The 13943-nt window shown below is 44.2% G+C and carries 13 protein-coding genes; 10 read left to right on the top strand and 3 right to left on the bottom strand.

The genetic code is table 11. The features are described from left to right. Positions 1 to 55 precede the first annotated feature (55 nt). The 5 genes from BSQ33_RS05475 to luxS all read left to right on the top strand — a co-directional run bounded on the left by BSQ33_RS05475 (position 56) and on the right by luxS (position 6679). A complete protein-coding gene (locus tag BSQ33_RS05475) occupies positions 56 to 1006 on the top strand; it encodes an NADP-dependent oxidoreductase (RefSeq protein WP_088133572.1) in 951 nt (316 codons plus the stop codon). Beyond that, positions 1000 to 1461 carry a YqaA family protein gene (locus BSQ33_RS05470; protein WP_088133571.1) on the top strand — a complete coding sequence of 154 codons (462 nt, stop codon included), beginning with the start codon at positions 1000 to 1002 and terminating at the stop codon, positions 1459 to 1461. Before BSQ33_RS05475 ends, BSQ33_RS05470 begins: the two co-directional genes overlap by 7 nt. A gap of 9 nt (positions 1462 to 1470) precedes the next feature. Further along, positions 1471 to 4314, top strand: a complete 2844-nt coding sequence (locus BSQ33_RS05465; protein ID WP_088133570.1) for a M16 family metallopeptidase — start codon at positions 1471 to 1473, stop codon at positions 4312 to 4314. A gap of 93 nt (positions 4315 to 4407) precedes the next feature. Continuing rightward, entirely contained in the window at positions 4408 to 6009 is a 1602-nt protein-coding gene (gene gshA / locus BSQ33_RS05460) for a glutamate--cysteine ligase (protein WP_088133569.1), read from the top strand. Positions 6010 to 6160: 151 nt separating this feature from the next. Next, complete coding sequence (gene luxS / locus BSQ33_RS05455; protein ID WP_088133568.1) at positions 6161 to 6679, top strand: S-ribosylhomocysteine lyase; 519 nt, start codon at positions 6161 to 6163, stop codon at positions 6677 to 6679. A 150-nt stretch (positions 6680 to 6829) separates the two neighbouring features. On the opposite strand, the gene BSQ33_RS05450 is transcribed toward luxS, so the two are convergent. Together BSQ33_RS05450 and BSQ33_RS05445 are read right to left on the bottom strand one after the other, a co-directional pair. Further along, positions 6830 to 8104, bottom strand: coding sequence for an HlyC/CorC family transporter (locus BSQ33_RS05450; RefSeq protein ID WP_072955930.1), 1275 nt, complete (start codon positions 8102 to 8104; stop codon positions 6830 to 6832). Positions 8105 to 8186: 82 nt separating this feature from the next. Then, positions 8187 to 8981, bottom strand: coding sequence for a cytochrome C assembly family protein (locus BSQ33_RS05445; RefSeq protein ID WP_088133567.1), 795 nt, complete (start codon positions 8979 to 8981; stop codon positions 8187 to 8189). Positions 8982 to 9233: 252 nt separating this feature from the next. Here BSQ33_RS05445 and ffh point away from each other — a divergent pair, with 252 nt between their 5' ends. From ffh to rplS, 5 genes are all read left to right on the top strand, one after another. Then, on the top strand, positions 9234 to 10601 hold the full coding sequence (ffh, locus tag BSQ33_RS05440) for a signal recognition particle protein (protein ID WP_088133566.1): 1368 nt from the start codon (positions 9234 to 9236) through the stop codon (positions 10599 to 10601). Between the two features lie 177 nt (positions 10602 to 10778). Continuing rightward, on the top strand, positions 10779 to 11027 hold the full coding sequence (gene rpsP / locus BSQ33_RS05435; RefSeq protein ID WP_059121562.1) for a 30S ribosomal protein S16: 249 nt from the start codon (positions 10779 to 10781) through the stop codon (positions 11025 to 11027). Between the two features lie 22 nt (positions 11028 to 11049). Then, complete coding sequence (gene rimM / locus BSQ33_RS05430; protein WP_072955936.1) at positions 11050 to 11604, top strand: ribosome maturation factor RimM; 555 nt, start codon at positions 11050 to 11052, stop codon at positions 11602 to 11604. Between the two features lie 25 nt (positions 11605 to 11629). Further along, positions 11630 to 12373, top strand: a complete 744-nt coding sequence (trmD, locus tag BSQ33_RS05425; protein WP_088134539.1) for a tRNA (guanosine(37)-N1)-methyltransferase TrmD — start codon at positions 11630 to 11632, stop codon at positions 12371 to 12373. Between the two features lie 42 nt (positions 12374 to 12415). After that, positions 12416 to 12769 carry a 50S ribosomal protein L19 gene (rplS, locus tag BSQ33_RS05420; RefSeq protein WP_072955938.1) on the top strand — a complete coding sequence of 118 codons (354 nt, stop codon included), beginning with the start codon at positions 12416 to 12418 and terminating at the stop codon, positions 12767 to 12769. A gap of 90 nt (positions 12770 to 12859) precedes the next feature. On the opposite strand, the gene degS is transcribed toward rplS, so the two are convergent. Next, complete coding sequence (gene degS, locus BSQ33_RS05415) at positions 12860 to 13924, bottom strand: outer membrane-stress sensor serine endopeptidase DegS (RefSeq protein ID WP_072955940.1); 1065 nt, start codon at positions 13922 to 13924, stop codon at positions 12860 to 12862. Between the last annotated feature and the right edge of the window lie 19 nt (positions 13925 to 13943).

Raw genomic sequence — 13943 nt, 5'->3', positions numbered from 1 at the left:
CCTCAAGGTATTCCTTTGATTTTTACATCGATATAAATAGGTAAGGACGTTGGATATGGATAACAAGCAAATTGCGATAACCCAGTTTGGTGACGAAGATGTATTGGTGATTCAATCCAATTTGATACCAGAACCCGGAGCCGGAGAAGTGCTGGTCAAAGTTGCTTTTGCTGGTATCAATCCAATCGATGTAAAAACTCGCTCCGGTTTGGGGTGGGCTGCCGATCAGAATAAAGATCAACTGCCATGGGTACCCGGTTATGATATTTCCGGGACTGTGATTCGATGTGGTCAAGATGCTGAACGGTTTCAGGTGAATGATTTTGTCGCTGGTTTCATTGGCTTTCCTTTGAAAGGCGGTGGCTACAGCCAGTACGTTTGTGTGCCTGAAAGTGAATTAAGTTATGTGCCTCCTTCGGTCACGTTGGAAGCGGCTGCTGTATTACCATTGGCGGGGCAAACGGCGGTTCAGGCATTAAATAAAGCGCAGGTGAAAGAAGGCGATCGGGTTTTGATTCTTGCCGGAGCTGGTGGGGTCGGGCATTTAGCTGTCCAAATTGCAGTGGCCGCCAAAGCAGAAGTTTACACCACTTGCAGTGAAGAAAATCTTGATTATCTGGCAACGTTGGGCGCGCATGCGATTAATTATAACTTTGCACCAGTATCTGAACGGCTGGAAGATGTGGATATACTGATCGATCTGGTCGGTGGGCAGATTGCATTGGATGCCTTGAAATGTCTAAGAGATCAGGCAACAGTCGTTACAGTACCGACTGTGACTGCTGAGATGATTTGTGAAAAAGCCAAGTTACTCGGTTTTAATGCGATGGGAATGCTGGTTGATCCGGAGCCAGAACAACTTGATACCATGCTCTATATGGTTGGCGTCGGTTTACTGAAAACAGAAATTCAGCATATATACCCGCTACATGAAGTGCAAGAAGCGCACCGCCAAGTCGCAACCGGCCATACCCGAGGCAAAATTTTGCTTGATATGCAATGTTAGAATTCTGGGAAACCTTTTTTTCAGGGCTCGGATTATCTTTACAGGAATCAGCACTTTGGGCACTCTTTATTGGTGGTTTCCTGAGTGCTACCATCCTACCGGGTGGCTCTGAAGCCGCGTTAATTGCGACCCTCAATCTTCACCTATATCCGACTTTCACGATTGTTGCGATAGCGACTTTGGGCAACACGTTGGGTGGCATGGTCAACTATGGGATCGGTATATGGCTTCCGAACAGAACTCAGGAGAATAAACGCGGTCAGAAGTCTTTAGCTTGGTTACGACAATATGGCTACTGGGCTTTGTTATTTAGTTGGTTACCTGTGATTGGTGATGCAATGTGTATTGCAGCAGGCTGGCTTCGGATGCGTTTTCTGCCTTCTATGTTTTTGATCCTGATTGGTAAAGCGATTCGATATGCCATATTGGCTGCGTTATTTTATGGTTTGTTTTAAGGAGATGAAATGAGAAAGCTGTTGCTTTGCCTTCTCTGCCTGGCTGTTTTTTCTGGTTGTTCTTCCGTCCGTGATCCGGATGCTCTTCCTCAAGGTGTAACGTTGGTTGAGAAGCAATTGCCTCAACCCGGCCAAGTCCAAATTCCGTATTCTAAATATAAATTAGCCAATGGCCTGACAGTTATTTTGTCTCCGGATCACTCTGATCCATTAGTACATGTCGATGTCACTTACCATGTTGGTTCTGCCAGAGAGTCGCAGGGGAGAACCGGGTTTGCTCATTTTTTTGAACATATGATGTTTCAAGGCTCAAAGCATGTGAAGGATCAGCAACATTTTAAGCTGATTACCGAAGCCGGTGGCTCTTTGAATGGATCTACAAATCAGGATCGCACTAATTATTATGAAACGGTGCCGGCTAACCAGCTTGAAAAGGTGCTTTGGCTTGAATCTGACCGGATGGGTTTTTTGTTGGATGCGGTCTCTCAGCGAAAATTCGAAATTCAGCGTGATACCGTTAAAAACGAACGGGCTCAGAATTATGACAATCGTCCTTATGGCTTGATGTGGGAAAAGATGGGGGAGGCAATGTTTCCTCAGAATCATCCCTATTCATGGCAGCCGATTGGATATGTCCAGGATTTAGACAATGTGGATGTCAATGATTTAAAAGCCTTCTTTCTCCGTTGGTATGGTCCGAATAATGCTGTTTTGACCATCGGGGGTGATATCAACCCTGAACAGACCCTTGCTTGGGTCGAGAAATATTTTGGATCCATCCCTAAAGGACCCGAGGTGAAGGCGCCCTTAAAACGCCCGGTCACGTTATCGACAGATCGATATGTCACAATGGAAGATCGTATTCAGCAGCCGATGGTTGTTATCGGCTGGCCGACAGAATATAAAGGGGCGAAAAGCCAAGCTTCGCTAGATGTGCTGGCCCAAGTGCTTGGTGATGGAAATAACAGTTTACTCTATCAGTCACTGGTCAAAACTCAGCAAGCGTTAAGTGCCGGTGCTTTTCAGAGATGCGGTGAGCTTGCCTGTACATTCTATGTTTATGCGATGGCACCCTCAGATAAGCAGCATGATTTACAACAATTATCTCAGAAACTACTCAATATCGTCAGAAAGCTTGAAAAGCAGGGCGTTGCGCAGGAACGTCTGGATGAGATTAAAGGGATGGCAAAAGCCAATGCCGTTTTTGCCTTGGAAAGTGTTAAAGGTAAGGTCACCCAGTTAGCCAGTAACCAAACATTCTTTGGGCAACCCGATCGGTTGCAGCAGGAACTGGATGATCTGGACATGGTATCTTCTGCATCGGTACAGCGTGTGTTACGGCAATTTATTGTTAATCATCATAAAGTGACTTTAAGTGTTGTACCTCGAGGAAAGAATAATCTGGCAGTCAGACCTGCGAACTTTATCGCACCAAAGCATATCAGTGCTGCTCCTCATCATGTCGATGATCAGGATTTGGCATTTCGAACGGTTAGCGACTCTTTTGATCGCTCGGTGATTCCTTCTACATCTGGCCCTGTCAGGTTACACATGCCAAAACTTTATAGCGCATATTATGAGAATGGTATTGCGCTGATGGGGACGGTTACAACAGAGACTCCGACGGTTTTGGTGAGTATTAATTTACCGGCAGGAAACCGCTTTGTTCCTCAGGGAAAAGAGGGGTTGGCTGAATTAACGGCTCTTTTATTATCTGAAGGCAGTCTGACTCACTCTGCCGAGCAAATACAATCCGAACTGGATAAGCTTGGCTCAGTGATATCTGTTGATACTCAAACTTATACGACACGTATTACGATATCGAGTTTGAGTAAGAATCTGCCTCGAACAATGGCAATTGTTGAGGAGATGCTATTCCAGCCTAAGTTTGCCGTATCAGACTTTAAGCGGATTCGAAATCAAATGATTCAAGGTGCGATTTATCAACATCAAAAGTTGAGCTGGCTTGCTTCACAGGCGACTCAGCAAGTCTTGTTCGGTGATTCGTTGTTTTCACGCATCAGCGAGGGGACTGAAACGTCGCTTGGTGCACTCACTTTGGATGACGTGAAGTCTTTTTATCATCAGCACTATACTCCTCATGGTACTCAGATTGCTGTCGTGGGTGATATTTCCAAGCAAGAAGCAATCAAATCAGTTGCTTCTTTATCGGCATGGAAAGGTGATGATGCACCCTTGTTGGATCCCCAAATTGTTCCTGAGCTGCATGGACAAAAAATTTATCTTGTTGACAAGCCCGGTGCTTTGCAGAGTATTGTTCGTTATGTCCGTCAGGGATTACCGTTTGATGCGACGGGAGAGCAATTCCTGACACAACTGGCGAATTTTAATTTGGCAGGGAACTTCAATAGCCGAATGAACCAGAATCTGAGAGAGGACAAAGGTTATACCTATGGTGTGAGTAGCACGTTGGCAGGCAACCGGGAAATTGGTGTCATCATCTATAGTGCCTCGGTTCGCAATGATGCAACAGTGAGTGCGATTCGGGAAATGCAGCATGAAATGAAGCGTTACAGTCAATCGGGGATGACGCCAGAAGAGATGCATTTCATGCGCCTTGCTGTTGGGCAGCAGGATGCATTATCTTATGAAACGCCATCACAAAAGTCTCAACTGCTCAATGGTATTATGGCATATAGTTTGGACCATGATTATCTTCAGCAGAGAAATCAGATTGTTGCGACGGTTGATCGAGATGTATTGGATCAACTGGCAAAAAAATGGTTCAATCCGAAGGATTATCAGATTATTGTTGTGGGTGACATGAAGACCCTAAAACCGCAGTTAGAAAAGTTAAAAATCCCGATGGAAGATCTTGAAATCGTCCACTAGAGTACACATAAAGACTATACGAGAAGCTGATTTGTCGGTGTGTCTGGGATTTTCTGACTGGGTACGACAAATTTACAAGAAGCGAATAATATTTTGACTAATTTTGCCACACGACTAAAGTTGGTTGCTCAACAACCGGGTATCGTCAACGCTTTTAATCGGGGTGTTGAGCGAGAGACGTTACGATACACCAAGGATGGACAGTTAGTTCAGACACCGCACCCGGAAGCATTGGGCGCGGCATTAACAAACCAGTTTATTACAACGGATTTTGCAGAACAGTTGCTTGAGTTTATTACACCAGTGAGTCAGGATATTTCGACTTTGGTTCAGCAACTATCCGACATCCATCGTTTTGCGCAGGTCACAATTGATGATGAGGGGCTATGGCCAATGTCAATGCCTTGTTATGTCGGTGATGAAGAGAATATTCAACTCGCAAAATATGGAACGTCGAACATCGGTAAGATGAAAACGCTGTATCGTCAGGGATTAAAGAATCGTTACGGCAGCCTGATGCAGATTATTTCCGGGGTTCACTTTAATTTCTCTTTTCCGGAATCCTTCTGGGATGCCTTATTCGGTACACAATCTGACAGTGAACGCTGTGCTTCGAAGTCAGAAGCTTATCTGGGTGTGATTCGAAATTACTACCGATTTGGCTGGTTACTCCCTTATCTGTTTGGCGCATCGCCTGCACTATGTTCATCATTTATCAAAGGCCGTGAAACATCGCTGCCTTTTGAAAATATCGGTGAGACGTTATACCTGCCGCATGCGACTTCGCTACGACTGAGTGATTTGGGTTATACCAATAGTGCTCAGAGTACTCTCAAAATCGGTTTTAATAGTCTCGAACAATATCTTGATGGGCTTCGTCAGGCAATTCATTCTCCATCGGAAGAATTTGCTCAGATCGGTGTGAAAGTCAATGGTGAGTACAATCAGCTGAATAGTAATGTGCTTCAAATCGAAAACGAATTGTATGCTCCGATTCGACCTAAGCGTGTCACCCAGAGTGGCGAAAAGCCTTCTGAAGCATTGGCAAATCGAGGTATTGAATACATTGAAGTTCGTTCATTGGATGTTAATCCATTTAGCCCGATAGGCATTACTGAAACCCAAATCCGTTTCTTGGATCTTTTCCTGACCTGGGCGGCATTATCGGATTCAGAACCGATGGATGATTGTGAGCTGAATTGCTGGAGAGAAAACTGGCAAAAAGTAATTCTGGAAGGACGAAAACCCGGATTGGAACTTCAAATCGGGTGTCATGGTGAAGTGCTAACTTTACAAGCTTGGGCAAAGCGGGTTTTCGGTGAGTTAAAACTCGTTGCTGAATGGATGGATCAAGCTGCGGGTGATCATGCTTATCAGGATGCCTGCGAACAGTTATCGACTTATATTGATCTGCCGGAAAGTACATTATCCGGACAGTTCTTGGAACAGATTAAACAGTCTGGTGGGTTAGGAAAAACAGGCAGGGCGCTTGGTGATATTTATCGTCAGTATCATCTGGCACATAATTATCAGTATTACTCGCAGAAACTGATGGAAGAAGAAGTCACACGCTCGATGGTCGAACAAGATCAGATTGAACAAGATGATCGTTGTGACTTTGATGTATTTTTACAGCAGTATTTTTCTTACTCAAATACTCAGGAAGAACAGCCGGCCCAGGCTGCATGTGAATGATTATTGGGAATACCGAGGTCGGGTTATCGTTGTCATGACTCATGCTCTAAACATCAAAGTTTAGTGAAGCTTATCTGAGATAACGTTGTACGACTCACAAGATACAATTGATACTGGTTGTTAGAATCAGTCGAAATGGAGAATTATTATTATGCCATTATTAGATAGTTTTACGGTGGATCATACACGTATGCATGCCCCAGCCGTCCGTGTTGCGAAAAAAATGAATACCCCTAAAGGCGATACGATTACGGTGTTTGATTTACGCTTTACCGTACCAAATCAAGATATCCTTTCCGAGAAAGGTATTCATACACTAGAACACTTATTTGCAGGTTTTATGAGAGCTCATCTCAATGGTAACGGTGTTGAAATTATTGATATTTCCCCTATGGGATGCCGGACTGGCTTCTACATGAGCTTAATTGGTGTGCCTTCTGAGCAGCGAGTCGCTGATGCTTGGTTAGCTGCAATGCAAGATGTGCAGAAGGTTGAAGACCAGAACAAAATCCCAGAGTTGAACATCTATCAATGCGGAACCGCAGCGATGCACTCTTTGGATGAGGCGAAGGATATTGCTAAAGCTGTCATTTCAAGTGGTATCAGCGTGAACCAGAATGATGATTTGGCGCTGCCAGAATCAATGCTTCAGGAACTAAAAGTAGACTAATTGTCGCTGACGACAATACATGTTCACACAGACAATGTATGTTTACAAAAAAGCTTGGCTTTATGCCAAGCTTTTTACTTTTAGTGGATGTGCCAGTTAGTTCTAAACCTGAAACCCAAGCTATCCCCATGAGCTGTTATTGAGAATGCGTTATGACTTTTTGGCTTTGTCCGGAAAAACTTTGACGAGCTTAATTCGATTCTCTTCAATATCAATAATTTCCATCGCATGTTGAGCAACATTGATACTGAGTTGAGTTTGAGGGATATCTTCCAAATGTTCCAGAATTAAACCGTTTAAGGTTCTTGGGCCGTTGGTTGGTAGTTTCCATTTCAGACTTTTGTTGATATCCCGAATGTTGGCGCTGCCTTCGATGAGGAAACTGCCATCACTCTGCGGTGTTATTTCATCAGCAAGGCTTGGCGAAATCGAGGTCGTAAACTCACCCACGATCTCTTCAAGAATATCTTCAAGCGTGACAAGGCCATTGATATCGCCATATTCATCAACAATCAGTCCAATCCGCTCTTTATTTCTCTGGAACTTCAGTAACTGCACATTGAGTGGTGTTGATTCTGGAATGAAATACACCTCGTCTGCGGCGCGAAGTAACATCTCTTTATTAAACTCGTTTTTCTCAAGCATCAGACGGAAGGGGTCTCTGAGTTTTAAAATACCCACGACTTCATCAATATTATCCCGATAGAGCACCACTCGACCATGAGGGGAATGCGTTAACTGACGGACGATCGATTTCCAGTCATCATTGATATTAATGCCGGTAATCTCATTACGAGGAACCATAATATCGTTTACGGTGACGTGCTCTAAATCGAGAATAGATAACAGCATGTCTTGATGTCGTTTCGGAATCAGCCCCCCCGCTTCATTAACCACGGTTCTTAGTTCTTCCGAACTGAGATGATCACCGCCATTTTGTCGTGCCGAGACACCCAACAGCTTAATAAATCCGTTGGTGATGAGATTGACGAAGAGCACCAGTGGTGACAGGAGTTTCATGAGAATCGTCAGCAGAAAACTACTGATATAAGAAACTTTTTCTGGATGGAGTGCGGCGAGTGTTTTTGGCGTGACCTCGGCAAAGACCAGAATCACCAATGTCAAAATACCGGTTGCAATCGCAACCCCCATGTTTCCACCCAGCCGCATGCCGAGAATCGTCGCAATTGCGGAAGCGATAATATTGACTAAGTTATTGCCGATCAGAATCAGACCGATCAGGCGGTCTGGGCGGCTTAATAGTTTTTCAACACGCTTTGCACCTTTATGGCCTGTTTTAGCCAGATGCTTCAGGCGATAGCGATTCAATGCCATCATGCCTGTTTCTGAACCGGAGAAATATCCTGAGATGATGATAAGACACGCAAGTAGCGTAAATAAGACACCAGTTGATATGTCGTCCAAAATAAATAACTTCCTTTATTGATGTTGTGACCTTTATGGCTGAACTCTGCTTTTGTGTCAATCCATAAAGTATTTCAACAAGTTAATGTAAGATGAATTCTCGGACAAAACGGCTGCCGAAGTAAGCCAAAGTCAAAATAAAGGCGCCGGCAATTGCAAACCAGGTCACCTTTCTTCCTCGCCATCCTTTCTGATAATGGCCCCATAGCAGCACGGTATACACAACCCAGGCAATGACCGACAAGATACCTTTATGCGCTTTCCCTTGAGCAAAGATTTCTTCGATGAAGACAAAGCCGGTGATTAAGGTGCCGGTTAACAGCACATTACCGATCAGAATGATACGAAACAGTTGTCTCTCTATTTGGAGTAAAGGAGGGAGATTCGGGTTAATCGCTAATGATTTTTTCGTTTTCAGTTTATGATCTAACCAAGCTAATTGAAGTGCATACAGTGCACCAATTGTCAGCGTCGAATAAGAGAATAGTGCAAGGAAAATATGGATCAACAGCGGCAGGTTGTCTTCCATATGAGTAATGAAATTTCCGGGAAGGCTTGCTGCCGCAGACAAATTAATTGCTGCAAAACAGTAAACCACTGGCAGCATAAACCACAACCGAGTCCTGAGCATTGCACCGCTCATCACTAAGCCAATGATGAAACTGATGAGAGAACCAACATTCAGGATGCTTAGATTCTGGCCGTTCGGGTGGAAGATCAAATCGCTAAGTAACCACGCATGTAAGAGCAGCGCAGCTGCAGCGAAAATCAATACGGCTTTTGCTTTAATACCCGTTTGATTGACCAGTCCCGGAATGATGGTTGCAATAGCGAGACAGTAAAAAAGCGAAGCAACTATTGCGATAAATTTATCCATATATCTCATCAAAAAAGAGTGTAAAGAAGATGAATTATACATGCCTATGTGTCAATGAGCCACGGTTGACCACTTAATTTTGAATGACATAAAACAAATCGTTTACAGCCGAAATAATAGATTGCCAATTTCGCTGGAATATCGAGGTCAGAGAAGTGATATCGATGACTGAACAGATATGACTATCTGCTTTGGCTAAGGTATACTCGGACCTAATTTATAGAAATTCACAGCACCGCGAAGAGATGCAGTATGTTTGAGAATCTAACTGATCGTTTGTCCAAGACGCTGAAAAATATCAGTGGTAAAGGTCGTTTGACCGAAGAAAACATCAAAGAAACACTGAGAGAAGTGCGGATGGCTCTGCTTGAAGCTGATGTCGCACTTCCTGTTATCCGTGAATTTGTCAATCGGGTCAAAGAAGGCGCTGTTGGCGTTGAAGTCTCCAAATCACTCACTCCGGGACAGGAGTTCATCAAGATTGTACAAGCTGAACTTGAAGCGGTGATGGGCGCTTCGAATGAAGCACTGAACCTTGCTGCTCAGCCACCGGCTGTCGTTTTGATGGCAGGCTTACAGGGTGCGGGTAAAACAACCAGTGTCGGTAAGTTGTCGAAATTACTCAAAGAGCGGGATAAGAAAAAAGTCTTGGTGGTTTCCGCAGACGTTTATCGTCCTGCTGCAATTAAACAATTGGAAACCCTGGCAACTGATATTGGCGTTGACTTCTTTCCTTCAACGGCAGACCAGAAACCGATTGATATTGCTTTAGCTGCAATTGATCAGGCACGGAAAAAGTTTTACGACGTTCTCATCGTCGATACGGCTGGTCGCTTGGCTATCGATGAAGAAATGATGTCTGAAATCCAGGATCTTCACCGTGCGGTTAATCCTGTTGAGACACTGTTTGTTGTCGATGCAATGACAGGTCAGGATGCTGCAAATACCGCGAAGGCTTTTGGAGATGCACTGCCTCTGACGGGGGTCGTATTAACTAAAGTCGATGGGGATGCTCGTGGTGGTGCCGCGCTCTCTGTTCGTCATGTGACGGGAAAGCCAATCAAGTTCTTGGGGGTCGGAGAGAAAACCGATGCTTTAGAACCCTTCCATCCAGATCGCGTTGCGTCACGAATTTTGGGGATGGGGGATGTTCTTTCTCTTATTGAAGATTTACAACGCAATGTTGATCAGGAAAAAGCCCAGAAACTTGCTCAAAAGTTTAAAGAGAAAAAAGGTTTTGATTTAGAAGACTTCCGAGAGCAACTGGGACAGATGCAAAATATGGGTGGCATGATGGGAATGCTGGATAAACTTCCCGGAATGGCAAACATGAAAGACGGCATCAAAGATAAAGTTGATGATCGGATGTTCAAACAGATGGAAGCGATTATCGGCTCGATGACAATGAAAGAGCGTCAGAATCCCGATGTAATTAAGGGCTCTCGGAAGAAGCGAATCGCTGCTGGTTCTGGAACACAGGTTCAAGATGTGAACCGGTTACTGAAGCAGTTTACGCAAATGCAGAAAATGATGAAAAAAATGCAGAAAGGCGGCATGAAAGGCATGATGAGAAATATGCAGGGGATGATGGGTGGTGGTTTTAACCCATTCGGACGGTAAATTACTGCGGTTTCGTCATGTCGACGCACAATGGCTAAAAAATAGCTAAAGCCCTTGCAATGACTCTGAATAAGAGTAAAATTCGGGGGCTTTAAATTGGCACGAGACCCCAATCGACTGTTCTGAAAAACAGTTCTTGGGGTTAATTTTATTATATAAGCAAGCAAAGAGGACGATATGGTAACCATTCGTTTGGCACGTCACGGCGCTAAAAAGCGTCCATTTTATCAAATTGTAGTTGCGGATAGCCGCAATGCTGCTACTGGTCGTTTCATCGAGAAAGTAGGTTTCTTTAATCCTACTGCATCTGGTCAAGAAGAAGGTCTTCGCCTTGATCTGGATCGTGTAAACCACTGGGTTGGACAAGGTGCATCTCTGTCTGATCGTGTAGCAAAACTAGTAAAAGACGCTCAAAAAGCGGCTTAATCTATTTGTAGATGACTAGTAAATGTCGATGGAAGGTCAAGGCACAATGAGTGAACCGAAAAGTAAAATTGTTGTTGGTAAGTTTGGATCAACTTACGGCATTCGCGGTTGGCTTAAGGTTTTTTCCTTCACAGACAATCCGGAAAGTATTTTTGATTATAGCCCTTGGTATATTAACCGTAAGGGAGAGTGGATTGAGTACAAAGTTGAAAGCTGGAAGCGCCATAACAAAGGGATGGTGGTAAAGCTAGAAGGATTGGATGTTCGTGAAGACTCCCTTCTTTTAACCAATTTTGAGATTTCAGTTGACTCTGCGTCACTCCCTGAACTGTCAGAAGATGAGTTCTACTGGCGAGAATTATTTGGGATGCAGGTGATCACCACAGGTGGTTACCACCTGGGTGAGGTCATTGACCTCATGGAAACCGGCTCAAATGATGTTTTGGTTGTGAAAGCGAATCTAAAAGATGCTTTTGGACAAAAGGAACGTTTAATTCCGTTCCTTGAAGAGCAAGTGATTAAGAATATTGATCGCTCCGCTCAACGGATCGAAGTTGACTGGGATCCTGGATTCTGATGCCAGAGTACAGAGCGAGAAAATGATGTGGGTTGGCGTTATTAGCCTTTTTCCTGAAATGTTTCGTTCTGTGACTGATTATGGTGTCACAGGTCAAGCGGTAAAAAAAGGGTTGCTATCAGTTGAAGTCTGGAATCCGAGAGACTTTACTCATGATAGACATCGTACAGTTGACGATAAACCCTATGGGGGTGGGCCTGGTATGCTCATGATGGTACAGCCTTTGCGTGACGCCATCCATGCAGCCAAAGCATCCGCTCCCGGAAAGACGAAAGTGATATACCTTTCTCCACAGGGACGAAAACTCGATCAATGTGGGGTTGAAGAACTGGCAGCAGATGAAAATTTGATTTTAATCTGTGGTCGGTACGAAGGCGTCGATGAGCGTATTATTGAGTCTGAAGTTGATGAAGAGTGGTCTGTCGGAGACTTCGTAATGACTGGCGGTGAATTGCCGGCAATGACAATGATTGATGCAGCAGCTCGGTTTGTCCCCGGTGTTCTTGGGGATTTTGCATCAGCAGAAGAAGATTCTTTTGCTAATGGATTGCTGGATTGTCCACATTATACGCGCCCGGAAATATTAGATGGGAAAGAAATTCCCGCTGTATTGAAATCGGGGAATCATCGGGACATTCGTCGTTGGCGACTGAAACAGTCGTTAGGCCGTACTTGGCTAAGAAGACCGGAGCTCCTGGAAAACCTAGCTCTGACTGACGAACAGGAACAGTTACTAGTTGAATTCATTCAAGAATATCAAGCTAAGTAACTTCAATTAATTGAGTATCAGTTTATTCTAGGAAAATTAACAATGAGTAATATCATCAAAGCTCTTGAGCAAGAGCAAATGAAACAAGACCTACCTAAATTTGCACCAGGCGACACTGTCGTTGTGCAAGTCAAGGTTAAAGAAGGTGAGCGTGAGCGTTTACAGGCATTTGAAGGCGTTGTAATCGCTGTTCGTAACCGTGGTCTTCACTCAGCATTTACCGTTCGTAAAATTTCTAACGGTGAAGGTGTTGAGCGTACGTTCCAAACACACTCTCCAGCTGTTGACAGTATTGAAGTTAAGCGTCGTGGTGCAGTACGTCGTGCCAAGTTGTACTATCTACGCGAACGCTCTGGTAAGTCAGCTCGTATTAAAGAGAAACTTACTAAGAAGTAATGCTGTCTCAGACATGCGTTCTCAAAAAAACGGAGCCATCTGGCTCCGTTTTTTATGTCTTCTATTCATGATATGAGGAAGAGGATTGGATTAATCCCGAGTATCTTCAGCAACCGTGACCGGAATAGTGATTTCCTTGCCTTTCCTGATGACATCGACATGAATGGTTGTCCCCGGACGTAAATCGGTTACTAAATCCATGACGCTTTGGCGTCCGTTAATTTTTTTACCATCAATTTTGATGATGATATCTTGGGGTTTAAAGCCTGCTGAAGCGGCCGGGCCATTCGGATCGACACCGAGAACAATGATCCCACCGATATGTTCATTGCCGAGAAGCCGAGATTCAACTGAACTGATATCTTGTCCGTCAATCCCTATATACCCTCGAATCACGCGTCCGTCAGCAATGATTTTTTCCATAATCTTATTGGCAAGCTTATAGGGGATGGCAAAAGAAATACCGTAAGTTTCCAGATCCGTTGCTTGCTGAAATGAAGCCGTATTGATACCGACAAGTTCACCTTGGGTATTGACTAAAGCACCGCCAGAGTTACCTTCGTTGATTGCTGCATCAGTCTGAATAAATGCCTGCCGACCATCAATGCTGATTGAAGAACGTCCCGTCGCTGAAATAATTCCGAAGGTGGTGGTTTGGCCTAAGTTATAGGGGTTACCAATCGCGAGTACGACATCTCCAACCTGAGGAGAATAGTTTGGATTTTGAGGAATAACAGGCAAATTCGAGTCTTCAATTCGGAGGACCGCAATATCTGAACGACGGTCTTTACCAACCAGTTGTGCCGCTGCAACCCGACCGTCCTGAAGTGCAACGATCACTTGATCGGCCTGGGCAATAACATGGTAATTGGTAATGATATAGCCTTTTTCACTGACAATGACACCAGAACCCAAACCTTGTGTTGATAACTTTGAGCGATCATTGGCAGCATACTTGCGACTATAAATATTCACGACTGCTGGTGCAGCTCTACGTACTGCTTGATTGAAGGTGATTTGTAGCGTGTTGATATTGGTTGGTTGTGGATTCTTTGCCGGGGGGAAAATATGGCTTCTCAAAGAAGGAACAGAAATAATGACGACGAGTGCAGTCACTAAACCAATTCCAACAGAACGAAGTAAGTTAGCTATCATATTTCAATCCACTGAACCA

The organism is Vibrio gazogenes, from assembly GCF_002196515.1.
Taxonomy (GTDB): domain Bacteria; phylum Pseudomonadota; class Gammaproteobacteria; order Enterobacterales; family Vibrionaceae; genus Vibrio; species Vibrio gazogenes_A.
The sequence above is the reverse complement of the archived record's forward strand: the minus strand, read 5'-3'. Positions and strand labels throughout refer to the sequence as shown.